At 71.1% G+C, this 24833-nt stretch carries 13 protein-coding genes and 1 pseudogene; 10 read left to right on the top strand and 4 right to left on the bottom strand.

Translation table 11 applies throughout. The annotated features are described in order from the left end of the window. Window positions 1-26: 26 nt before the first annotated feature. From AC1PME_RS17830 to AC1PME_RS17820, 3 genes are all read right to left on the bottom strand, one after another. Window positions 27-2873 (bottom strand): valine--tRNA ligase, encoded by a 2847-nt coding sequence (locus AC1PME_RS17830; protein ID WP_481096577.1) that lies wholly within the window; start codon window positions 2871-2873, stop codon window positions 27-29. A gap of 115 nt (window positions 2874-2988) precedes the next feature. Then, a complete protein-coding gene (locus AC1PME_RS17825; RefSeq protein ID WP_481098145.1) occupies window positions 2989-3414 on the bottom strand; it encodes a DNA polymerase III subunit chi in 426 nt (141 codons plus the stop codon). Between the two features lie 108 nt (window positions 3415-3522). Beyond that, window positions 3523-5004, bottom strand: coding sequence for a leucyl aminopeptidase (locus tag AC1PME_RS17820; RefSeq protein ID WP_481096576.1), 1482 nt, complete (start codon window positions 5002-5004; stop codon window positions 3523-3525). A gap of 107 nt (window positions 5005-5111) precedes the next feature. Here AC1PME_RS17820 and lptF point away from each other — a divergent pair, with 107 nt between their 5' ends. Genes lptF through AC1PME_RS17805 form a run of 3 tightly spaced genes read left to right on the top strand, consistent with a single transcriptional unit; the run spans window position 5112 to window position 7611 of the window. Continuing rightward, on the top strand, window positions 5112-6197 hold the full coding sequence (gene lptF, locus AC1PME_RS17815) for an LPS export ABC transporter permease LptF (RefSeq protein WP_160948123.1): 1086 nt from the start codon (window positions 5112-5114) through the stop codon (window positions 6195-6197). Next, window positions 6194-7300 carry an LPS export ABC transporter permease LptG gene (gene lptG, locus AC1PME_RS17810; RefSeq protein WP_254459170.1) on the top strand — a complete coding sequence of 369 codons (1107 nt, stop codon included), beginning with the start codon at window positions 6194-6196 and terminating at the stop codon, window positions 7298-7300. The genes lptF and lptG overlap by 4 nt, the downstream gene beginning before the upstream one ends. 2 nt (window positions 7301-7302) lie before the next feature. Continuing rightward, entirely contained in the window at window positions 7303-7611 is a 309-nt protein-coding gene (locus tag AC1PME_RS17805) for a hypothetical protein (RefSeq protein WP_481096575.1), read from the top strand. Window positions 7612-7692: 81 nt separating this feature from the next. On the opposite strand, the gene AC1PME_RS17800 is transcribed toward AC1PME_RS17805, so the two are convergent. Next, window positions 7693-8169, bottom strand: coding sequence for an RDD family protein (locus tag AC1PME_RS17800; RefSeq protein ID WP_481096574.1), 477 nt, complete (start codon window positions 8167-8169; stop codon window positions 7693-7695). Window positions 8170-8390: 221 nt separating this feature from the next. Between AC1PME_RS17800 and xerD the strand changes: the two genes are divergently transcribed. From xerD to gspE, 7 genes and pseudogenes are all read left to right on the top strand, one after another. Continuing rightward, window positions 8391-9365: a site-specific tyrosine recombinase XerD gene (xerD, locus tag AC1PME_RS17795; protein WP_481096573.1), complete on the top strand. Its 975-nt coding sequence runs from the start codon at window positions 8391-8393 to the stop codon at window positions 9363-9365. 100 nt (window positions 9366-9465) lie between these two features. After that, window positions 9466-10272, top strand: a complete 807-nt coding sequence (locus tag AC1PME_RS17790; RefSeq protein ID WP_254459166.1) for a DsbC family protein — start codon at window positions 9466-9468, stop codon at window positions 10270-10272. 310 nt (window positions 10273-10582) lie between these two features. Beyond that, window positions 10583-14638 (top strand): phosphoribosylformylglycinamidine synthase, encoded by a 4056-nt coding sequence (gene purL, locus AC1PME_RS17785; RefSeq protein ID WP_481096572.1) that lies wholly within the window; start codon window positions 10583-10585, stop codon window positions 14636-14638. A 757-nt stretch (window positions 14639-15395) separates the two neighbouring features. After that, window positions 15396-15713: pseudogene (locus tag AC1PME_RS17780) on the top strand (ESPR domain-containing protein); the annotation flags it as partial. Continuing rightward, window positions 15690-20705 carry a beta strand repeat-containing protein gene (locus AC1PME_RS17775; RefSeq protein ID WP_481098144.1) on the top strand — a complete coding sequence of 1672 codons (5016 nt, stop codon included), beginning with the start codon at window positions 15690-15692 and terminating at the stop codon, window positions 20703-20705. The pseudogene AC1PME_RS17780 and the gene AC1PME_RS17775, both read left to right, overlap by 24 nt. 156 nt (window positions 20706-20861) lie before the next feature. Next, on the top strand, window positions 20862-22757 hold the full coding sequence (locus AC1PME_RS17770) for a S8 family peptidase (protein WP_481096571.1): 1896 nt from the start codon (window positions 20862-20864) through the stop codon (window positions 22755-22757). Window positions 22758-23064: 307 nt separating this feature from the next. After that, entirely contained in the window at window positions 23065-24795 is a 1731-nt protein-coding gene (gene gspE / locus AC1PME_RS17765; RefSeq protein ID WP_254459162.1) for a type II secretion system ATPase GspE, read from the top strand. Window positions 24796-24833: the final 38 nt, after the last annotated feature.

Below are 24833 nucleotides of genomic sequence, written 5' to 3'. Positions count from 1 at the left end.
GTGCCCGGTGGCGCCCCGCGTCCGCGCTACAGCTTGGCGCGCTGCTCGCGCAGGCCGTCCAGCTGCGCGCTCCAGTCGATCAGGCGCTGGCGTTCCTGTTCGACCACCGCGGCCGGCACCTTGTCGGTGAACTTGCCGAGCTTGGCCTCGCTCTTGTCCTTCTCGGCGGCGACGCGGGCGATTTCCTTGTCCAGGCGCAGGCGCTCGGCATCCAGGTCGACCAGCCCTTCCAGCGGAACCAGCAGCTTCAGTTCGCCGACGATCGCGGTGGCCGCGGCCGGCGCCGGTGCGCCGTCGTCCAGCCACTGGATGGCCTCGAGCTTGAGCAGGAAGCGCAGCTGCGCGGCGAAGCGCTCCACCCGCGCGCGGTCCTGCGCCTGGCCGCCCTGCAGCAGCAGCGGCACCTGCCGCGACGGCGCCACCTGCAGCTCGCTGCGCACGCGGCGCAGCGCCGACACCATCGCCTTCAGCCATTCCACGTCGGCCGCGGCCGCGTCGTAGGCGGCCACGTCCATCGCCGCCGCGTCCGGGTACGGCTGCAGCGAGATGGTCGGCGCGGCGATACCCAGGCGCGGCGCCACCTGCTGCCACAGCTCCTCGGTGACGAACGGAGTCAGCGGGTGCAGCAGGCGCAGCAGGGTTTCCAGCACGTGCAGCAGGGTATGGCGGGTGCTGTCGGCGGCCGCCGCGTCGTCGCCGCTCAGCGCCGGCTTGGCCAGTTCCAGGAACCAGTCGCAGAACTCGTTCCAGGCGAATTCGTACAGGCATTGCGCCAGCAGGTCGAAGCGGTACGCGGCGAACTGCGCCTGCGCCTCCGCGGTCACCGCCTGCAGGCGCAGCAGGATCCACTTCTCGGCATCGGTGACCGGTGCGAGCCGTTGCGACTCTCGATTCCCGACTCCCGACTCCCCGCCCGGCGTGTTCATCAGCACGAAGCGGCTGGCATTCCACAACTTGTTGCAGAAGTTCTTGTAGCCCTCGGCGCGGCCCAGATCGAACTTGATGTCGCGGCCGTGGCCGGCCAGCGCGGCGATGGTGAAGCGCAGCGCGTCGGCGCCGTGGGCGACGATGCCGTTCGGAAATTCCTTGCGCGTGGCCTTCTCGATCTTCGGGGCGTCTTGCGGCTTCATCAGGCCGGTGGTGCGCTTGGCGACCAAGTCCTCGATGTCGATGCCGTCGATGATGTCCAGCGGATCGAGCACGTTGCCCTTGGACTTGGACATCTTCTGGCCTTGCGCGTCGCGGATCAGGCCGGTGATGTAGACGTCGCGGAACGGCACCTTGCCGGTGAAGCTGTCGGTGGCCATGATCATGCGCGCCACCCAGAAGAAGATGATGTCGAAGCCGGTGACCAGCACGCTCGACGGCAGGTAGCGGTCGAAGCCGCGCTCGGCCATCGCCTGCGGATCGGGCCAGCCCATGGTCGCGAACGGCCACAGCTGCGAGGAGAACCAGGTCTCCAGCACGTCGCTGTCCTGGTGCAGGGCGACGTCGGCGCCGAGGCCGCCCTTGGCGCGCGCGTCGGCCTCGTCGCGGCCGACATAGCAGTTGCCCGCGTCGTCGAACCAGGCCGGAATGCGGTGGCCCCACCACAGCTGGCGGCTGATGCACCAGTCCTGGATGTTCTCCATCCAGTGGCGGTAGGTGTTGATCCAGTTCGGCGGTACGAACTGGATCTGCCCGGACTCGACCAGCTCCAGGCCGCGCTTGGCCAGCGCGTCCATCTTCACGAACCACTGGTCGGTGAGATACGGCTCGATCACCTGGCCGGTGCGGTCGCCGCGCGGCACCTGCAGCTTGTGCGGCTTGGTCTCGACCAGGATGCCGAGCTCTTCCAGATCGGCCAGCACCGCCTTGCGCGCGTCGAAGCGGTCCAGGCCGCGGTATTTTTCCGGGACGCTCTCGTTGAGCGCGGCGGTCGGGGTGAACAGGTTGATCATCGGCAAGCTATGCCGCACGCCGACCTGGTAGTCGTTGAAGTCGTGCGCCGGGGTGACCTTGACCACGCCGGTGCCGAACGCGCGGTCCACGTAGTCGTCGCCGATCACCGGCACGCGGCGGCCGGTCAGCGGCAGGGTCACCGTCTTGCCGATCAGGTGCGCGTAGCGCGCATCCTCCGGGTGCACCATCACCGCGGTATCGCCGAGCAGGGTCTCCGGGCGGGTGGTGGCGACCACCAGGTAGTCGCGGGTCTCGCGCAGGGTCTCGTTGCCGTCGGCGTCGTGCTCGACGTGTTCGTAGCTGGCGCCGTCCTCGAGCTTGTAGGCGATCGACCACAGGAAGCCGTCTTCCTCGACGTTCTCCACTTCCAGGTCGGAGATCGCGGTCTTCAGCACCGGGTCCCAGTTGACCAGGCGCTGGCCGCGGTAGATCAGGCCCTGCTCGTGCCAGCGCACGAACGCCTCGATCACCGCCGCCGACGGCTGCGGGTCCATGGTGAAGGTGCTGCGCGACCAGTCGGCCGAGGTGCCGAGGCGGCGCATCTGCCGCTCGATGGTGTCGCCGGAATGCTGCTTCCACTCCCAGACCTTGGCGATGAAGCCGTCGCGGCCCAGCGAATCGCGGGTCTCGCCCTTGCCTTCCAGGGTCAGGTTGCGCGACACCACCATCTCGGTGGCGATGCCGGCATGGTCGCTGCCGACCTGCCACAGCGTGTCGAAGCCGCGCATGCGGTGGTAGCGCACCAGCGCATCCATCAGCGTCTGCTGGAAGGCGTGGCCCATGTGCAGCGTGCCGGTCACGTTCGGCGGCGGCAGCAGCACCGTGTACGGCGTGCCCTGCCCGGACGGCGCGAAGTAACCGGACGCTTCCCATTGCGCGTACAGGCGCGATTCGAAGGACTTGGGATCGTAGCTGGAGGCGAGGGTGGTCATTGGCTGGGAATCGGGAATCGGGAATGGGGAATCGATGGAGCGCAGAGCGGGACCCGCCTCAATGCGGCGCTTGGAGAAACGATTCCCGATTCTCCATTCCCGATTCTCCGCTGCATCACATATCGTGCTTGTTGACCGTGTAGCCCTGCGCTTTGTACTGCTTCCAGCGCTCGCGCAGCGGTTCGCGTGCGGACGGATCGGCCGGGACCACTTCCAGGACGCGGTCGCAGGCGCCCAGGTAGGGCGCATCGCGCAGGTTGATCACCAGCGGCCGCGCCGGCGCGTCGACGCCGGGCGGGGCGATCAGCACCTGCGCTTCTTCCTCGTCGGCGTCGGCGCCGGCGATCTGGTGCGGGATGTAGGCCTCGTCGTCGAACGCCCACAGCAGCTCGTCCAGCTCCTCGGCCTGGGCCATGTCGCGCGCCAGCACCAGCGTCCACAGGTTGGCGTCGTTGGCCTTGCGCGCCAGCTCGCACACCAGCCGCAGCGGTTCGTTGAGGAACCGCGGCTTGGCGATCAGGTAGAAGTCGGCGCGCATCAGGGCTGGGAGTGGGGAATGGGGAATAGGGAATGGGAACAGCGGGCGGCGCGCGCGCCGCCTCCGGTTGGGTCAGACAAGGCGCTTTTCACGATTCCCGATTCCCGTTTCTCAATTCCCGGCCGCGGCGCGGTCGAGCAACCACTGCGACAACAACCCCACCGGGCGGCCGGTGGCCATGCCGCGCTTGCCTTCGTCGCTGGCCACGCCGGCGATGTCCAGGTGCGCCCAGCGCTGGCCTTCGGTGAAGCGCGACAGGAAGCAGCCGGCGGTGATCGCGCCGGCCCAGCGGCCGCCGATGTTGTAGACGTCGGCGAAGCTGGAATCCAGCAGGCCCTGGTACTCGTCCCACAGCGGCAAGCGCCAGGCGCGGTCGAACACGTGCTCGCCGGCGGCCAGCAGTTCGGCGGCCAGGTCGTCGTGCTTGCTCATCAGGCCGGCGGTCTGGTGGCCCAGGGCGACCATGCAGGCGCCGGTGAGGGTGGCCACGTCGATCAGCGCCGCGGGCTTGAAGCGCTCGGCGTAGGTCAGCGCGTCGCACAGGATCAGGCGGCCCTCGGCGTCGGTGTTGCCGACCTCGATGGTCTTGCCGGACATGCTGGTGATCACGTCCGACGGGCGGTAGGCATTGCCGTCGATCGCGTTCTCCACCGCCGGCACCACCACCACCAGGTTCAGCGGCAGGCGCGCGGTGGCCGCGGCGACGAAGGTGCCGATCACGTTGGCGCCGCCGCACATGTCGTACTTCATCTCTTCGATGCCGCCCTGGGTCTTCAGGTTGACGCCGCCGGTATCGAAGGTGATGCCCTTGCCGACCAGCACGTAGGGCTGGGCGTCGCCGCCGCCATGCCACTTCAGCACCAGCAGCCGCGGGCGGTTGGCCGAGCCGCGCGCCACCGCCAGCAGCGAGCCCATGCCCAGTTCCTGCATCCGCGTCTCGTCGAGGATCTCGGCCTCGGCGCCGTCCACGCCCCGGGCGAAGGCGGCCGCGGTCTCGGCCAGGTAGGCCGGGGTGCACAGGTTCGGCGGCAGGTTGCCCAGTTCGCGGGCGAACGTCACGCCGGCGGCGATCGCCTCGCCCTGGGCCAGCGCGGTGGCGTCGTCGCCGTGCAGGGCCAGACGCGCCAGGCCGCTGTCGTCGGGCTTCTTCTTGCCGAGGGTGGCGGTGTAGCGGTAGCAGGCGTGGTCGCTGGCGATCACCGCCTGGCGCAGGTTCCAGGCGCGGTCGCGGCCCTTGACCTCCAGTTCGCTCAGGGTCAGCAGCGCGCTGGCCGCCGGCCCGCTCTTGAGCGCACGCGCGGCGTCGCCGACCGCCTTCAGGTACTGCGGCACGCCGAACTTGGCGGCGTCGCCCAGGCCCACCGCCAGCACCCGCGGCGCGCTCACCCCGGGCAGGTCGTGGAGCAGGGCGGTGGCGCCGGTCTTGCCGCTGACGTCGCCACGGTCGGCCAGGGCGGTCAGGCGTCCGCCGCTGGCCGCGTCCAGGGCCTGGGCGGCCGGGGACAGGCGCTTGTCGGCGAACACGCCGACGACGATGCAGTCGAACGCCGCGGTAGCCGGGGCGTCGTGGTTCAGGGTGAATTCCAGGGCCATTGATCAGATTCCGTTGGCAAATCCGTACAATCGCGGACTCTTTACCCCCAGTCGAATAGGCTGGGTCCGCCGCGAACGAATCCGAGAGTTTAAATCAACCCACCCCCATGCCGAAGCTCGATCGATACCTGCTGCGCGATTTCGTCCAGAGCTTCTCGGCCACCCTGATCGTGCTGCTGGTGGTCAGCGTCGGTGGTGTGCTGGTGGACATCCTGGGCAACATCGCCGATGGCCGCATTCCGGCCAAGTTGTTGTTTTCACAGCTCGGCCTGCAGTTCGTGGTGTACCTGCCGCTGATCCTGCCGCTGGCGCTGATGCTGGGCCTGCTGCTGGCGCTGGCGCGCCTGTACCGCGATTCGGAGATGGCGGTGATCACCGCTATCGGCGTCGGTCCGCGGCGCCTGCTGCGGCCGATCCTGATGCTGGTGATCCCGGTGGTGACCCTGGTCGGCATGTGCTCGCTGTGGCTGGGCCCCTGGGCCGACCGCACCTCCGACCGGCTGATCGACGAGGCCAACCACAGCCTGCTGATGGCCGGGCTGGAGGCGGGCCGCTTCACCCCGCTGTCCGATGGCGGCATCGTCTACATCAGCACCCTGTCCGGGGACGGCACCAAGCTCAGCAAGGTGTTCATGCAGCGGCAGAAGGACGGCCGCCTGGACGTGGTCACCGCGCAGCGCGGCGCGATGTTCTTCGAAGGCAAGGCCGACCGCTACCTGCGCCTGGAGGACGGCTACCGGGTCGAAGGGCCGCTGGCCGGCGACGGGCTGGACTACCGGATGATGCGCTTCGTCAGCAACGACGTGGCGCTGCCGGACCGCGACGCCGCGCGCAAGGACGACGATCCGGAACTGCTGCCCACCGCCAAGCTGATCGGCGATCCGCGCCCGCAGGCCAATGCGCAGTTGCACGCGCGCCTGGCGCCGCCGCTGCTGGCGCTGGCCTTCGCCCTGCTGACCCTGCCGCTGTCGCGCAGTTCGCCGCGGCAGCAGCGCTATGGCCGGATCATGCTGGCGTTCCTGGCCTACCTGGTCGGCACCAACCTGATGTTCCTCGGCACCCAGTGGCTGAGCACCGAGAAGCTGCCGCGCGCGCTCGGCCTGTGGTGGCTGACCCTGCCGTTGCTGGCCCTGTCGGTCTGGATGTACCTGCGCGATGGCCGGCTGTCGCGGCCGCGGAGGCAGCCGGCATGAGGCTGCGTCCGAACCTGCACGATGTGTACGTGGGCCGCGCCGTGCTCGGCACGGTGCTGCTGACCTGGGCGGTGCTGCTGGGCCTGGATGTGATCATGGCCCTGTCCAACGAGTTCAAGGTCATCGGCACCGGCAGCTACAGCCTGGGCCATGCCGCCGCGTTCGTGGCCTACACGGTGCCGCGCCGCGCCTACACCCTGTTCCCGACCGGTGCGGTGATCGGCGTGCTGATGGGTCTGGGGCAGCTCGCCGCCACCTCCGAACTGACCGCGCTGCGCGCGCTGGGCCTGTCGCGGCGCCGGCTGAGCCTGGCCGCGGCCTCGACCATGGCGGTGCTGACCGTGGTCATGGTGGTCAACGGCGAGACCCTGGCGCCGTGGGCGCAGAACCAGGCCGACGCGATCAAGGCCAACGCCAAGTACAACGGCGACATGAGCATGGCCCGCTATTCCGGGCTGTGGGCGCGCGAGGGCAACACCTTCCTCAACGCGCAGGCCGGCGAAGAGCACCTGGAGGACGGTGGCGGCACCTGGCTGGAGCTGCGCGACGTGCGCCTGTACACGTTGGACGACAACGGCCGGCTGGCCTCGCTGACCCACGCCGCCATCGCCGAGCATCGCCATGACGGCTGGACCCTGAAGCAGGCCTACCGCGACACCTTCGGCGAGCGCTCGGTGCAGCGCGAGAAGTTCGACAGCCTGCCGTGGCAATCGCGGCTGGATGCGGCGGCGCTGGCCTCGGGCCTGGCCAAGCCGCGCAACCTGTCCGCGCGCGACCTGCACACCAGCATCGAGTACCGCCGCCGCAACGGCCTGGACGCGCGCGACTACGAGGACCAGTACTGGAGCCGCTGGTTCTATCCGCTGAACGTGCTGGCGCTGTGCTTCGCCGCGATCCCGTTCGCATTCGGCGCGCTGCGCAGCGGCGGCATGGGCAAGCGCCTGTTCCTGGGCATCCTGTTCGCGCTGGTGTTCTGGCTGCTGCAGCTGTTCTTCGGGCGCATGGCCGGTGCCCTGAAGTTCGACTACCGCATCGCCTACGCCTTGCCGCCGCTGGTGATGCTGACGGTGTCCTGGTTGCTGTTCCGCAAACGCAGCAGTTAGCGGTGCGCCGGCGCAGCGTGCTCGGCCTCGGTCTGTGCATGCTGTATGCGGCGCTGGTGGCGTGCTGCGTGTGGGTGGCGCTTGGCGCCGACGACAAGGGCCGTTTCGTGTTCTTGCAGTTGCCGTTGACGCCGCAGTTGCTGGTGTTGGCGGCGTTGGGTGTGGATGGTGCGCTGCCAGGCCTGTGCTGGGTCGCCCGCTATCTGCTGCTGATCCCGCCGTTCGGGCTGCTGCTGTATCTGACCGGATGTGCGCTGCAGGCACTGGTGCGGCGCGCTGTCATGCGTCTGCCGCGGTCCATGCGAGGTTGAACGGCGTAGCGTTCCTGAGGCCGCTTGGCGCCGTAATCCCGATACGTCAGCAACGGCTGGCTGTGCGGCTTTCTGCTGCGGTCAGGGCTTGGCTTTGGGTTGACGGGTCAAGTGGGTAGCGCTGGCTCTGTCATGCCACGTCAACCGTTCCCGATCGAACAACGCCCACCAGAACCCCAACCCACCCAGCAGCAACGACACGGTCCCGACCAGATAGCGCCGCCACAGCGCGCTCCAGCTCGGTGGCTTGCCGTCGGCGCCGTGCAGGCGCAGCCGCCACGGACGCATGCCCAAGGTCTGGCCGCCGCGGCGCCAGCTCAGCGTCGCGTACAGGCCGGCGACGACCCAGCAGCACAGCCACAGCAGCCACTGCAGGGCGCTGAACGGGGCGATGTTCTCGCGCGGCGCATGCCCCTCCAGCGTGTAGCCGAGGGTGAACAGCGCCGAGACCACGAACCACAGCGCCAGCACCGGCCAGGCGTCGTAGAACAACGCCAGCAGCCGCCACAGCAGCAGCGCGCGTGGACGGGGGGCGGAGGCGGGAGGCGAGGCGCTCATCGGCACAGCTTAGAGCCAGTCGCGCCGATTGCGGTGGACCGCGTGCATCGCGGTCGCGCTGCTCGCGCACGCCATCCTGGCGCTCGTTGCCCGGCCACGCCGGCCTTGCGCCCCCGGGCAAAGCGGCTAGGCTCTCCCGAATCCCGAATCCCGAATCCCGAATCCCGAATCCCGAATCCCGAATCCCGAATCCCGAATCCCGAATCCCGAATCCCGCCCGCATGCCCTCCCTGCATTCCCCCGCCGAACGCCGCCAGCAGGCGCAACGGCTCGCGCCGCTGCGCGAGGCCGATGCGGTGACGATCCAGCAGTTCCTGGATGCGGCCTGGGCCGAGCAGGGACTGGCGCGGCAGAGCCTGGAGAGTTACCGCCGCGATCTGGAGGGCTTCGCGCGCTGGCGCGACGGGGCCGGCGGCGGCCTGGCCGGCGCCGATCGGCAGGCGCTGTTCGACTATCTGGCCTGGCGCACCGAACTGGGCTATTCGCCGCGCAGCAATGCGCGCTGGCTGTCGTCGTTGCGCGCCTTCTTCGCCCTGCGCGTGCGCCGCGGCGAGCGCGGCGACGACCCGACCGCGCTGCTGGAGCCGCCGCGGCTGCCGCGCTCGCTGCCCAAGGCGCTGGCCGAGAGCCAGATCGATGCGCTGTTGGCGGCGCCGGACGTGTCCGCGCCGGTGGGGCTGCGCGACCGCGCCATGCTCGAGCTGATGTACGCGGCCGGCCTGCGCGTCAGCGAGCTGGTCAACCTGCCGGCCAACGCGGTGAACCTGCGCCAGGGCGTGTTGCGGGTCACCGGCAAGGGCAGCAAGGAGCGGCTGGTGCCGCTGGGCGAGGAGTCGCAGCACTGGCTGCAGCGCTACCTGGACAGCGCGCGGCCGGCGCTGGCGGCCGGGCAGGCGGTGCCGGCCAGCGACGGCGTGGTGCCGCTGTTCATCGACGCCGCCCGGCGCGCGCTGACCCGCCAGCAGTTCTGGGGGCTGGTCAAGCGCCATGCGGCGGTGGCCGGGATCGATCCGGCGAAGATCAGTCCGCATGGCCTGCGCCACAGCTTCGCCACCCATCTGCTCAACCGCGGTGCCGACCTGCGCGCGCTGCAGATGCTGCTTGGCCACAGTTCGCTGTCCACCACCCAGATCTACACCCTGGTCGCGCGCGAGCACCTGCAGAGCCTGCACCGCAAGCATCATCCGCGCGGCTGAACGCCGCCGCGGCGCGCGGGCGGGCCGCTCAGCCTGTCTACATGGAGCGCGCCGGGGGGTGTGCGACAATCGGGCGATTCGCAACCCTTATGGATCGCCAATGCTCCGTTTTGCTCTTTGCGCGCTGCTGGGCGCGGCTTCGCTCTCCGCCTGCGCACAGTCCACCACGCCGCCCGCCGGCGCCACCGCCGGGGCCAAGGCCGCTCCCGCCGCCAGCGGCGCGCCGGGCGAACAGCGCGTGCGTGCGGCGCTGCTGCAGCTCGATCCCAACTTCAAGCCCGACTACATCGGCGCCGCGCCGTTCCCCGGCTTCCGCGAGGTGGTGGTCGGCGGCCAGGTGCTGTACGTCTCCGACGACGGCCGCTACCTGTTCCAGGCGCAGCCGTTCGACATCCAGGAGAAGCAGTTCGCCTCCAGCGAGGGCCTGCTGAGCTACCGCCGCAAGCTGCTGGAATCGGCGCCGCGCGCCGATCGCATCGTGTTCGCCCCGGCCAATCCCAAGTACACCATCAGCGTGTTCACCGACATCGAATGCGGCTACTGCCGCAAGCTGCACAGCGAGATCGGCGAGCTCAACAAGCAGGGCATCGCGGTGGAATACCTGGCGTTCCCGCGCATGGGTCTGGGTAGCCAGGACTTCAAGGACATGGTCGCGGTGTGGTGCGCGGCGGACAAGAAGCAGGCGCTGACCGAGGCCAAGAGCAGCGGCAAGGTGCCGGGCGCGACCAACTGCAAGAACCCGGTGACCATGCAGTACAACCTGGGCCAGCGCCTGGGCGTCAACGGCACCCCGGCGATCTTCGCCCCGGACGGCACCCAGATCGGCGGCTACCTGCCCCCGGCCAAGATGCGCGAGGCGTTGGACAAGCGCGCGGCGGAAGCGACGAAGGCTGGCGGAAGCCGTTAAGGGCCGTGCGCTGAGCGGCCGGGAATGGGGAAACGGGAATCGGGAATGGGCGCGACGTCGCTCGTTCCCGCGGGCACGAGCGCTGAACGCGCGTCTCCCCCTTGGCCGGCGGTGCGACCTTCGCGCCACCGTTGGTACCACCCCGCGTTTTGCCGCTGGAGCGCCGCGTCCGCTGGCGCCCAACCACCGCTAGCGTCCGCGTGCGCCGACCCCGCTCGGCGGCCGGCTGTGCCGATTCCCCATTCCCGAATCCCCATTCCCAGCTCTCCGCTACAATAGCCAGCCCGTTTCCTCACACGGTTCCCCGGACATGATCGTCCTCGAGGGCGCTTCCGCCCTTTCGCCGTTCCGTCGCGCTCGGCTCGAAACCCGCCTGCAGTCCCTGGTTCCCGGTGTGCGTATCGCCGGCGCCTGGCATGTCTACTTCATCGACGGCGAGAACGCCGAGTCGCTCGATCTGGTCGCGGCGCGGCGCATCCTGCAGGCGCAGGAGGCACCCGCGCCGGCCGCGGCGGGGACCTGCTCGCGCTACGTGGTGCCGCGGCTGGGCACGCGCTCGCCCTGGTCGAGCAAGGCCACCGAACTGGTCCGCGGCGCCGGCCTGGCGATCCGCCGGGTCGAGCGCGGCACCCGCCTGGACCTGGCCGGCTGGCCGCAGGCGCCGGCCGACCAGGCGGCGCTGGCCAAGCTGCTGCACGATCCGATGACGCAGTCGCTGCTGGACGGCGCCGCGCAGGCGCAGGCGCTGTTCCAGGCGCCGGCGCGCGGCGAGGTCGAGCGCATCCCGCTGGACCAGCTGGAAGCGGCCAACGCGCGCCTGGGCCTGGCCCTGGCCCAGGACGAGATCGACTACCTGCGCCAGCGCTTCGGCGAGCTCGGCCGCGCTCCGGCCGACGTGGAACTGATGATGTTCGCGCAGGCCAATTCGGAGCACTGCCGGCACAAGATCTTCAACGCCAGCTGGACCATCGACGGCAAGGAGCAGGACCGCTCGCTGTTCCGGATGATCAAGCACACCCACCAGCAGACCCCGCAGCACACGCTCAGCGCCTACAGCGACAACGCGGCGGTGGTGGAAGGGCATCCGGCCGCGCGCTACCGCCCGGATCCGGCCAGCGGCGAATACCGCCGTGAGCCGGTGACGCCGTCGGCGTTCTGCATCAAGGTCGAGACCCACAACCACCCGACCGCGATCGCGCCGTTCCCGGGCGCCTCCACCGGCGCCGGCGGCGAGATCCGCGACGAGGGCGCCACCGGCCGCGGCGGCAAGCCCAAGGCCGGCCTGACCGGCTTCAGCGTTTCGCACCTGCGCATTCCCACCCTGCCGCAGCCGTGGGAGGGCGCGCGCCCGCTCAACCCGCGCATGGCCCCGGCGCTGGAAATCATGCTGGACGGCCCGCTCGGCGGCGCCGCGTTCAACAACGAATTCGGCCGGCCCAACCTGCTCGGCTATTTCCGCAGCTTCGAACTGCCGGAAACGCAGGACCTGACCCGCGCCTACGACAAGCCGATCATGCTGGCCGGCGGCCTGGGCGCGATCGACCGCGTGCAGGTGGAGAAGATCCCGCTGCAGCCCGGCGATGCGGTGATCGTGCTCGGCGGCCCGGCGATGCTGATCGGCCTGGGCGGCGGCGCGGCCAGTTCGGTGGCCTCCGGCGACAGCGCCGAGGACCTGGATTTCGCCAGCGTGCAGCGCGACAACCCGGAGATGGAGCGGCGCGTGCAGGAGGTCATCGACCGCTGCGTGGCGCTGGGCGCGGACAACCCGATCCGCTGGTTCCACGACGTCGGCGCCGGCGGCCTGTCCAACGCCATTCCCGAACTGCTGCACGACTCCGGCGTGGGCGGGATCATCGACCTGGACCGCGTGCCCAGCGACGACCCCTCGCTGTCGCCGATGCAGCTGTGGTGCAACGAATCGCAGGAGCGCTACGTGCTCGGCGTGCCGCAGGCGCGCCTGGCCGAGTTCGCCGCCCTGTGCGAGCGCGAGCGCTGTCCGTTTGCCGCCGTGGGCGTGGCGACTGCCGAGGAAAGGCTGGTCGTGGGCTACGGGGTGCTCGGCGGCGGGAATGGAAAATCGGGAACCGGGAATGGTGAAACGCCGGCCGACCTCGCTGTTGCCCATTCCCCATTCCCCGCTCCCCATTCCCAGCATCCCATCGACCTGCCCATGGACGTGCTCTTCGGCAAGCCGCCGAAGATGCACCGCGACACCCGGCAGCCGCCGGCGCCGCGCTGGCCGGAGCTGGACACCGATGCGCTGGACCTGCGCGAGGCCGGGCTGCGGGTGCTGGCGCATCCGACGGTGGCGGCCAAGAGCTTCCTGGTCACCATCGGCGACCGCAGCGTCGGCGGCCTGACCGCGCGCGAGCAGATGATCGGCCCCTGGCAGCTGCCGCTGGCCGATTGCGCGATCACCCTGGCCGGGTTCGACACCCACGCCGGCGAAGCGATGGCGATCGGCGAGCGCACCCCGCTGGCCCTGCTCGATGCCGCCGCGGCGGCGCGGATGGCGGTGGGCGAAGCCATCACCAACCTGTGCGCGGCGCCGGTGCAGGCGCTGGACCAGGTCAAGCTGTCGGCGAACTGGATGGCCGCGGCCAACCACGACGGCGAGGACGCGCGCCTGTACGCCGCGGTCAAGGCGGTGGGCATGGAACTGTGCCCGCAGCTGGACCTGAGCATCCCGGTGGGCAAGGACTCGCTGTCGATGCAGGCGCAGTGGGCGGTGACCGCCGTGAATCGGGAATCGGGAATCGGGAATGGGGAAAAGCGCGATGCGTCCGCCACCGATGCCGCCGCTTCCGCGATTCCCGATTCCCCCTTCTCCAGTCCTGGCAAAACCCACAAATCCGTCTCGCCCGTCTCGCTCATCGTCTCCGCGTTCGCGCCGGTGGCCGATGCGCGGGCGCAGTTGACCCCGTTGCTGGCGCGCGAGGCCGACAGCGAGCTGTGGCTGATCGGGCTGGGCGGCGGCAAGCAGCGCCTGGGTGGGTCGGTGCTGGCGCAGGTGCATGGCGACGGTGCGTTGCCGGCGTTCGGCGGGGCGGTGCCGGACCTGGACGACCCGCAGCGGCTGCGCGCGTTCTTCGAGCTGATCCGCGATGCGCGCGAGGCCGGCTTGCTGCTGGCGTATCACGACCGCAGCGACGGCGGCGCGTTCGCCGCGCTGTGCGAGATGGCGTTCGCCTCGCGGCAGGGGCTGGACATCACCCTCGATGCCTGGGGCGACGATCCGTTCCGCAGTTTGTTCAACGAGGAACTGGGCGCGGTGGTGCAGGTCGCGCGCGAAGACCGCGCCGCCTTCGCCGACCTGGTCGAGCGCCACGCGCTGACCGAATGCGCGCAGCGCATCGCCCGCCCCAGCACCGCGGCGGCGGTGCGCGTGGGCCTGGGCGGCAAGACCCTGGCCGAATGGCGCTGGGAGGAGCTGTTCGACGCCTGGTGGTCGGTGACCCACGCCATGCAGACGCTGCGCGACAACCCCGACAGCGCCGCCGAGGAGCGCGCGCTGGCGCGCGACTTCGCCGCGCCCGGGCTGAAGCCGAAGCTGGCCTTCGACCCGGCCGAGGACATCGCCGCGCCGTTCGTGGCCAGCGGCCAGCGGCCGAAGGTGGCGATCCTGCGCGAGCAGGGCGTCAACGGCCAGATCGAGATGGCCAACGCATTCGAACAGGCCGGGTTCCGCGCCTTCGACGTGCACATGAGCGACCTGATCGCCGGCCGCGTCGACCTGGCCGACTTCGTCGGCCTGGCCGCCTGCGGTGGCTTCAGCTACGGCGACGTGCTCGGCGCCGGCCGCGGCTGGGCCACCTCGATCCTGGAGCGGCCGGCGCTGCGCGATGCCTTCGCCGCATTCTTCGCGCGCAGCGACAGCTTCGCCCTGGGCGTGTGCAACGGCTGCCAGATGCTCAGCCAGCTCAAGGACATCATCCCCGGTGCCGAGCACTGGCCGCGCTTCCTGCGCAACCGCAGCGAGCAGTTCGAGGCGCGCACCAGCCTGCTGGAAGTGGTGGAATCGCCGTCGATCTTCCTGCGTGGCATGGCCGGCTCGCGCATCCCGGTGGCGGTGGCGCACGGCGAAGGCCGCGCCGAGTTCGACAGCGCGGTGGACCAGGCCGCCGCGCGCGTGGCGCTGCGTTTCGTCGACGGCCATGGCGCCGTCGCCACGCAGTACCCGCTGAACCCGAACGGCTCGCCCGACGGCATCACCGGCCTGACCAGCGACGACGGCCGGGTGACGATCCTGATGCCGCATCCCGAGCGCACCCTGCGCTCGCTCAACCTCAGCTGGCATCCGGCGGAGTGGCCGGACGAGGCGCCGTGGCTGCGCATGTTCCGCAACGCGCGGGTCTGGGTGGGCTGAGCCCGGCGTTGCGCTTGGCGTGCGCCGCAATGGCGATGCGCCAGGACGGCCTCGGCGGCGACACGCTGCCGGGGGCGCTGCCGCGTGCTGCGGGATGCAGATACAGCACCACGCGGCGCACCGCGCAGCGTCTCTGGATTGGTCGCGCGGCGCAGGCGCTGGATCGCGCGTCGCCGCATCCCGTGTGGGAGGGACTCCAGTCCCGACGCTGGACAGCCTCCGGGCCGGCGGCTGGGCGGTCGATGCCGTCGTTTTTTCCTGTGGGCCGAGCTGCGTTGTCTCGGCCCAACCCCCATTCCGATGATCTGAGCGTGCGCGGTCGCGGCTGAAGCCGCTCCGACGCGCATCGCGGCGCTTCTGGCGCTGCCGTCATGGCGGCAGCGTCCGCATGCCTGCGCCATTCGGCGTCTCGCGCAGGCCAGTGGCGCGCACGCATGGCGCTCTCCGCTGCGCCGCCGCCAAGCGTGGCTCCCTCCCAGACCTCCAACGCTCCAGCCCGGGCTGCCGCGCGACGTCGGCTGCGTGTTTCGCGCAATCGGCGCCCTCCGCGTCCGTTGCTCGCCTCGCGTTGGCGGGTCTGGACGCGCCTACCACGCGTTTGCGTCAAGTCCTTGACGGGTAACGAAATCGCGCCGAACGCAATGTGTCAAGACTGGCAAGGTGTGTGCCGAAAAATTGGCGGAACCCGCTTGTTTTCATTGATATTTACCGAAAAATTAACGAAAACGACCTGAATTCGCGGTCTTTGTCACGGCCTATGTCGTCGCAAGTCAAAAACTTGACGTACGCGAGAGACCGGGTTAACACTTCGGCCAGTTCCGCATTCCACCTCGGTTCATCTTCAGCTCCGAGCAGCGACAGGCGTGAGCCTCTCGGGTCCCGTATCGGGACGTGCGGCACCAAAAAACCGACAGGGGGTCGGCCGGCCGGAACGCCGGGCGAGGGTGGCTTTTTGACCAAAACCAGCCGAATTGAGGAGCAGTCGTCGATGAATCGGATTTATCGCAAGGTCTGGAACAACGCGTTGGGGATGTGGGTGGTGGCATCGGAACTGGCCAGCGGCGACGCGCGTGGCGCGCTCGTCCGCGACCGTCGTGCCGCCCGTGCGCACGGCCTGGCCCTGGCCGGCGCGATCGCCCTGGCGCTGGGCGCCGGCGCGGCGGGCCTGCCCACGGCGGCGCAGGCACAGGCCGTGCAGATCGGCGACAACGCCAGCGCCAGCGGCGACTACGCCACCGCGGTCGGTGCCGAGAGCAATGCCAGCGGCGCACAGAGCACCGCGACCGGCGCGGCCAGCAACGCCAGCGGTGACGGCAGCGTGGCCAGCGGCACGCTCAGCGAAGCCAGCGGCGTGGAGTCCAGCGCGCTCGGCTACTACAGCACCGCCAATGGCGATGGTGCGACCGCGCTCGGCGCCGAGAGCATCGCTTCCGGTGCGGCCAGCGCCGCGGTCGGCCTGGCGGCCGACGCGACCGGCGCGTACGCCACCGCGGTCGGCGGCTTCTCCAGCGCCAGCGGCTTCAACAGCACCGCGCTGGGCAATAGCGCGGTGGCGCAGGGCCGCAACAGCGTGGCGCTGGGCGCCGATGCGCTGGCCGATCGCGACAACAGCGTCTCGGTCGGCAAGGCCGGCGACGAACGCCAGATCACCAACGTGGCCGCCGGCACCGAGGCCACCGATGCGGTCAATGTGGCGCAGCTGGACGCGGTCCGGCAGACCGCCGACACCACCGCCAAGTACTTCCAGTCCAGCGGCAGCGACGCCAGCGATGCCGGCGCCTACGTCGAGGGCGCCAATGCGGTGGCCGCCGGCGAAGGCGCGAACGCCATCGGCGACGGCGCCAGCGCGCTGGGCAGCGGCGCCACCACGCTGGGCGGCAACGCCACCGCGGTCGGCAGCAACGCCACCGCCGTCGGCGCCTCGGCGACCGCGGTCGGCGGTGCGCTGTCGATCGTCGACGACAACGGCGAGGTGCTGCTGGAAGGCACCACCACCGCGGCCGAGCAGGGCGCCAGCGCGTTCGGCGCCGGCGCGCAGGCCAATGGCGCGTTCTCCACCGCGCTGGGCACCGCGGCGCGCGCCGACGGCGTGCAGAGCACCGCCACCGGCTTCTCCGCCGCCGCCACCGGGCTGGCCGCGACCGCCACCGGCGGCTTCAGCCAGGCCGGCGGCGACCTTGCCTCCGCGTTCGGCTACGGCGCCAACGCCAGCGGCGGCGAGGCCGTGGCGGTGGGCTTTTCCAGCCTGGCCAGCGGCGCGTCCAGTACCGCCGTGGGCGGTAGCGTGCTCGGCCAGTACGTCACCGAGGCGCGGGGCGAAGGCGGCAGCGCGTTCGGCGCCGGCGCCTGGGCCAACGGCGCGTTCTCCACCTCGGTCGGCTGGCTGAGTTCGGCCGACGGCGTCTCCAGCGCCGCGTTCGGCGCCGCGTCCTGGGCGCAGGCCGACGATTCCACCGCGCTGGGCTACGGTGCCAAGGCCGCGGCCAGCGACAGCGTCGCGCTCGGCCAGGGATCGGTCGCCGATCGTGCCGGCAGCGTGTCGGTGGGCAGTGCCGGCAAGGAGCGGCAGATCGCCAACGTCGCCGCCGGCACCGAGGCCACCGACGCGGTCAACGTCGCCCAGCTGGAGGCGGTGAAGCAGGCGGCAGCGACTACCAGCAAGTACTTCCAGGCCAGCGGCAGCGCCGACAGCGATGCCGGCGCGCTGGTCGACGGCGACAACGCGCTGGCCGCCGGCGAGGCGGCCAACGCCACCGCCGACGGCGCCACCGCGCTCGGCGGCGGCGCCAATGCGGTGGCCGCCGGGGCGACCGCGATCGGCTTCAATGCCGTGTCCAGCGGCGTCGACGCGGTCGCGCTGGGCAATGCCAGCCAGGCCGCGGGCGAGAACAGCATCGCCATCGGCAGCAACGCCCAGGCCAGCGAGATCGGCGCCACCGCCAGCGGCGCCGGCGCGCAGGCCAGCGGCACCTATGCCACCGCCACCGGCAACGAAGCGGTGGCCTCGGACAACCAGGCCACGGCGACCGGTTTCCGCAGCACCGCCTCGGGCACCGGCGCCACCGCGCTCGGCGGCTACAGCGAGGCCAGCGGCTATCTGTCCTCGGCGCTGGGCTATGGCGCGCTCGCCTCCGGCAGCTACGGCACCGCGGTCGGCGTGTCCTCCACCGCGTCCGGCAGCAGCAGCGTGGCGGTGGGCGAGTACAGCGTGGCCTCCGGCGAGGAGAGCGTGGCGGTCGGCGGTACCTCGTTCTACGGGCTGATCCCGGCCGAGGCGTCCGGCGCCAACAGCGCCGCGTTCGGCGCCGGCGCCGGCGCCACCGCCGACTTCAGCAGCGCGCTCGGCAGCCTCAGCTACGCCAGCGCCGACAGCGCCAGTGCGTTCGGCTACGGCGCGTCCGCGTCCGGCATCAACAGCGTGGCGCTGGGTGCGAACTCCACGGCGGCGCGCGACAACACCGTCTCGGTGGGCAGCGCCGGCAATGAGCGGCAGATCACCAGCGTCGCCGCCGGCACCGAGGCCACCGACGCGGTCAACGTCGCCCAGCTGGAGGCGGTGAAGCAGTCCGCCGACGCCACCGGCAAGCAGTTCAAGGCCAACGGCGGCAGCGATCCGGCCGACGATGTCGGCAGCTACGTGGAAGGCACCTACGCCACCGCCGCCGGCGAGGCCAGCAACGCCTACGGCACCGGCGCCTCGGCGTTCGGCAGCGGCGCGCTGGCCGGCGCGCGCTATGCCACCGCGTCCGGCTACAACGCCACCGCCACCGGCGAATCCAGCACCGCGATCGGCGGCTCGCTGTACTACACCGATGCGGCCGGCAACGTGCTGCTCGACGGCACCACCACCGCCAGCGCCGCCGGCGCCACCGCGCTGGGCGCCGGGGCGCAGGCCAGCGGCACGTTCAGCAGCGCCAGCGGCGCCGGCGCCCTCGCCAGCGGACTGCAGGCCACCGCCAACGGCTACAAGGCCACCGCCGGCAGCGACTACAGCACCGCGGTCGGCGCCTTCAGCAACGCCAGCGGCACCCGCACCAGTGCGTTCGGCTACGGGGCGGCGGCCGCGGGCAACTACGCCTCGGCGCTGGGCTGGGGCAGCACCGCGTCCGGCGCGTATGCCGCGGCGCTGGGCTACAGCGCCCGTGCCACCGGCGAGGACGCGACCGCGCTCGGTGCCTCGGCCTGGGCCACCGCGGCGCAGACCACCTCGGTCGGCCAGTTCGCCTGGGCCACCGCGCAGGGCGGCACCGCGATCGGCCAGAACGCCTTCGCCTACGGCGGCGCCAATGCCACGGCGCTGGGCATCAATGCCTCGGCCAGCGGCGCCGGCAGCGTGGCCCTGGGCTCGGGCGCGCGCACCAGCGAAGCCAACGTGGTGTCGGTGGGCGGCGGCAACGGCGTCACCGCGCCGGCCACGCGCCGCATCACCAATGTCGGGGCCGCGGTCAACGCCACCGATGCGGTGAACAAGGCGCAGCTGGACGCGGTGGCCTCGGCCGCCGGCGACACCAGTGCGCGCTTCCAGAGTTCCGGCACCGCGGTGGCCAGCGCCAGCGGCGTGGACAGCACCGCGGCCGGTGCCGGCGCCACCGCCAGCGGCCTGCGCAGTTCCGCGCTGGGCGTGGGCAGCGTCGCCGCCGGCGCCGGTGCCACCGCCACCGGTGCCGGCAGCTCGGCGACCGGCGCGCGCAGCACCGCGATCGGCCTGCAGACCAATGCGATCGGCGAGAACGGCGTGGCGATGGGCTACAACAGCTTCGTCCGCAACAGCGGCAGCAACGGCGTCGCGCTCGGCGCCAATGCCGGCGTCTCCGCGGACAACGCAGTCGCGCTCGGCGCCGGTTCGCGGGCGTACGAGGCCGACACTGTGTCGCTGGGCAGCGGCAACGGCCGCGGCGGTCCGGCCACCCGGCGCATCGTCAACCTGACCGCCGGCAGCGTGGCCGCCGGCAGCACCGAGGCGATCAACGGCGGCCAGCTGTACCAGTCGCTGAGCAACATGGCCACGTTCCTGGGCGGCGGCGCCGGGCTCGGCGCGCAGGGCCTGTTCGTGGCGCCGACCTACGTGATCCAGGGTGCCAGCTACAACAACGTCGGCGCGGCGCTGGCGGCGCTGGACGGCAAGGTCAGCGAACTGGATGCGCGCACCGGCGGCAGCGCCACCGTGGCCCGCAGCGCGCGCATGGTCAGCGCCAGTGCGGTGGCTGCGCAGGCCAGCGAGGCCGCGCCTGCGGCATCGGCCGCGACGGCTGCAACCGCGGCGGCGACGCCCGTGTCCGGCAGCATCGGCACCGCGCAGGTCGGCGAAAGCACGGCGGTGGCCGCCGCTGCCACCGCGGTCGGCGCTGCCGCACGCGCCAACGACGTCACCGGCACCGCGATCGGCGGCAGCGCCTACGCGCACGGCCCCAACGACACCGCGATCGGCAGCAACGCCAAGGTCAATGCCGACGGCAGCACCGCGGTGGGCGCCAACAGCCACATCGCGGCGGTGGCGACCAATGCGGTGGCGATGGGCGAGGGCGCCAGCGTCAGCGCGGCCTCGGGCACCGCCATCGGCCAGGGCGCCAGCGCCACGGCGCAGGGCGCGGTGGCGCTGGGCCAGGGGTCGGTGGCCGATCGCGCACAGACGGTCTCGATCGGCAGCGCCGGCAACGAGCGCCAGCTCGCCCACGTCGCCGCCGGCACCCAGGCCACCGATGCGGTCAACAAGAGCCAGCTCGACAACGGTGTGGCCACCGCCAAGTCGTACACCGATGCGCGCTTCGGCACCATGGCCGACAGCTTCGAGGTGCTGCGCGGCGACGTCGATGCGCGCTTGCGCGACCAGGACCGTCGCATCGACCGCCAGGGCGCGATGAGCGCGGCCATGCTCAACATGGCCACCAGCGCTGCCGGCATCCGCACCCAGAACCGGGTCGGCGCCGGCATCGGCTTCCAGAACGGCGAGTCGGCGCTGTCGGTGGGTTACCAGCGCGCCTTCAGCGACCGCGCCACGGTGACCATCGGCGGTGCCTTCAGCGGCGACGACAGCTCCATCGGCATCGGTGCCGGTTTCGGCTGGTGATCCATCGCGGACGGCGGCGCGTGCCGCCGTCCGCCACGCAACGGCCTGAGGGGGCAGACCACAGGACCTTGGCTGGGCCGGCCAACGGATTCGGAAAAGGGAGTTTTACGGCCGCAACTGTCGCCTGATCCACGAAACTTTGAAGAGGACGTCAACGTGATCGACAAGCAAAACCTTCGTATCAATGCCATCGCCGCCGCCATGCTGGCGATGTCGCTGGGCGCCTCGAGCGCAGTCGCGGCCGGCGCTTCGGCGCCGCTGCCGGTCAAGGAGCCGGGCAGGTCCGCGCCGGCCGATGCGGTGACCTCCAACCGCATCCTGGTGCGCTACAACGCCGGCAGCGCCGCGGCCAGCGACCGCAGCGCCAAGCTGTCGGCGGTGCAGTCGGCGGTGGGCCGCGCCAGCCTCGGCGGCGGCAACGGCATCTCGCGCGCGGCCGCGGCCAGCGTGCGCGCCGAGTACGTGCGCACCCTGGGCATCGGCGCGGACCTGATCCGCCTGACCGGCAAGCTGAGCAAGGCCGACGTGGACAAGGTGGTGGCGGAAATCGCCGCCGACCCGGCGGTGAAATACGCGCAGGTCGACGCCAAGCTGCGGCCGGTGGAAGTGCTGCGGGCCAAGGCGCAGGTGCAGCCGCAGTTCGTGCCCAACGATCCGCTGTACGCGCAGTACCAGTGGCACTACAGCAACGCCAACGGCGGCATCAACGCGCCGGCCGCGTGGGACGTGTCCAAGGGCGACGGCGTGGTGGTGGCGGTGCTCGATACCGGCATCCTGCCGAACCATCCGGACGTGGCGGTGAACCTGCTGCAGGGCTACGACTTCATTTCCGACGCGGCGACCTCGCGGCGTCCGACCGATGCCCGCGTACCGGGCGCGCTGGACTACGGCGATTGGGTCGAGAACGCCAATGAGTGCTACACCGGCTCGTCGGCCGAGGACAGCTCCTGGCACGGTAGCCACGTCGCCGGCACCGTGGCCGAAGCGACCAACAACGGCGTCGGCATGGCCGGCGTGGCGCCCAACGCCACCGTGCTGCCGGTGCGCGTGCTCGGCAAGTGCGGCGGCTACACCTCCGACATCGCCGACGCGATCATCTGGGCCTCGGGCGGCACCGTGTCCGGCGTGCCGGCCAACCAGAACCCGGCCGAAGTGATCAACATGTCGCTGGGCGGCAGCGGCGCCTGCGACAGCGTCACCCAGGACGCGATCAACGGCGCGGTGTCGCGCGGTACCACGGTGGTGGTGGCCGCCGGCAACAACACCGCCAACGCCGCCAACTTCAGCCCGGCCAGCTGCGACAACGTGATCGCGGTCGGCGCCACCCGCATCACCGGCGGCATCACCTATTACTCCAACTACGGCGCCAAGGTGGACCTGTCCGGTCCCGGCGGCGGCGGCAGCGTCGACGGCAACCCGGGCGGCTACGTCTGGCAGAACGGCTACACCGGCGCGACCACGCCCACCTCCGGCAACTACACCTACATGGGCATGGGCGGCACCTCGATGGCCTCGCCGCACGTGGCGGCGGTGGCGGCGCTGGTGCAGAGCGCGCTGATCGCCGCGGGCAAGGCGCCGCTGACCCCGGCCGCGCTGGAGACCCTGCTCAAGCAGACCGCGCGACCGTTCCCGGTGTCGATCCCGTCCAGTACCCCGATCGGCACCGGCATTGTCGATGCCAAGGCCGCGCTGGCCAAGGCGCTGGAAGAGCCGTGCGATCCGGCCACCGAGCAGTGCGCGCCGACCGCGACCGCGCTGACCAACAAGGTGGCGGTCGCGGGTCTGGCCGGCGCCGCGGGCAACGAGGCGCTGTACAGCTTCGAGGCCAAGGCCGGTGCGGTGCTGAGCTTCCTCACCTACGGCGGCAGCGGCAACGTCTCGCTGTACGTGAGCTTCGGCAAGGAGCCGAGTGCCGGCAACGCCGACGCCAAGTCGACCCGTCCGGGCAACAACGAGACGGTGCGCTTCACCGCGCCGCAGGCCGGCACCTACTACATCAAGCTGGTCGGCGAGAGCGCCTACAGCGGCGTCAGCCTGGTCGCGCGCCAGTAAGCGCACGCGGCGCAGGGAAGCGCCACGCGGTCCCAGGAAACCCGGCTCCGGCCGGGTTTCCTGCGTCTGGGGCCGGCGCACCGGCCCGACGATCGCCGAGTCGCCGAGCGCATGGAACACCAGGCGCTGGTGGCCGCGGCGGCGGGCCTGCTCAGCTTATTCTTCTGGCATGTCAGTGCGATGACCGCGACGGGCGCCGCCGGGTCGGCACCCTGCCGCCCGGTAGACAGTGGCGACGGCGCGCGCCGGATTCGGCGTCGGGTCGCGCCGAACTGCTAAAGTCGCACGGTCATCTGGGAGGGATAGCGTGAACGCGCTCGTGAAGGACACTGCCGTCGCCGTCGATACGCCCGAAACCCGCATCATCGAGGCGTTGCTGGCCAAGGGCCGGCTCAAGGACGGCGACCTGGCGCGCGCGCGGCAGTTGCAGCGCGAGTCCGGCGGCGGCCTGCTGGCGTTGCTGGCGCGCCTGGGCCTGGTCTCCGAGCGCGACCATGCCGAACTCAGCGCCGAGGTCCTGGGCCTGCCGCTGCTGGACGCCAAGCAGCTGCCGGCCACCGCGCCGGAAAGCCTGCCCGAGGCGCAACCGTTGTCGCTGCGCTTCCTCAAGCAGTTCCATGTGTGTCCGCTGGGCGAGCGCGACGGCGTGCTGGAACTGTGGATGGCCGATCCGCACGACGCCTATGCCGCCGACGCGGTACGCCTGGCCACCGGCCTGCAGGTGCTGCCGCGGGTCGGCCTGCGCTCGGAGATCGACGACCTGATCGAGCGCTGGTTCGGCCAGGGCCGCAGCGCGATGGGCGCGATCGTGGAGACCGCCGACGGCGACAGCGTCGCCGCCGACGACATCGAACATCTGCGCGATCTCGCCTCCGAGGCGCCGGTGATCCGGCTGGTGAACCTGGTGATCCAGCGCGCGGTGGAACTGCGCGCCTCGGACATCCACATCGAACCGTTCGAGAGCCGGCTGAAGGTGCGCTACCGCGTCGACGGCGTGCTGATCGACGGCGAGAGCCCGCCGGCCAACCTGACCGCGGCGGTGATCAGCCGCGTCAAGATCATGGCCAAGCTCAACATCGCCGAGCGCCGCCTGCCGCAGGACGGCCGCATCATGCTGCGCGTGCAGGGCAAGGAACTGGACCTGCGCGTGAGCACCGTGCCCACCGCGCACGGCGAGAGCGTGGTGATGCGCCTGCTCGACCGCGAGACCGTGGTGTTCGACTTCCACCGGCTCGGCTTCACCGACGCGTTCCTGCCGCAGTTCCGCAAGGTGCTGGAGCAGCCGCACGGCATCCTGCTGGTCACCGGCCCCACCGGCTCGGGCAAGACCACCACGCTGTACACCGCGCTGAGCCAGCTCAACACCGCCGACGTTAAGATCATCACCGTCGAGGATCCGGTCGAGTACCAGATCGAGGGCATCAACCAGATCCAGGCCAAGCCGCAGATCGGCCTGGATTTCTCGCATGCGCTGCGCAGCATCGTGCGCCAGGACCCGGACATCATCATGATCGGCGAAATGCGCGACCTGGAGACCGCGCGCATCGCCATCCAGTCCGCGCTGACCGGCCACCTGGTGCTGTCCACCCTGCACACCAACAACGCCGCCGGCGGCATCACCCGCCTGCTCGACATGGGCGTGGAGGACTACCTGCTGACCTCCACCATCAACGGCATCCTCGCCCAGCGCCTGGTGCGGCGGCTGGAGCCGACCCACGCCGAGCGCTACGCGGCCTCGCCGGAGGAGATCGAGAAGTTCGAGCTGCGCCGGCTGCAGCCGGAAGGCGAGATCTTCCTGTACCGCCCGCGGCCCTCGGCGCTCGCCCCGACCGGCTACGTGGGCCGCACCACCATCATGGAATTCCTGGTGATGAACGACGCGCTGCGGCGTGCGGTGATGCGCCACGCCGGCATGGGCGAGATCGAGCAGCTGGCGCGCGAGGCCGGCATGCGCACCATGTACGAGGACGGCCTGGCCAAGGCGCTCAGCGGCCAGACCACGATCGAGGAAGTGCTGCGCGTGACGGAGGAAACCTGATGCGCGCGGCATGCGCTCCGGCGATGGCAGCGTGGTGC

The sequence above is a fragment of the Xanthomonas sp. NCPPB 901 genome (genome assembly GCF_056725085.1).
Note: the sequence above shows the minus strand (reverse complement) of the source record. Positions and strands in the feature narration are given on the sequence as shown.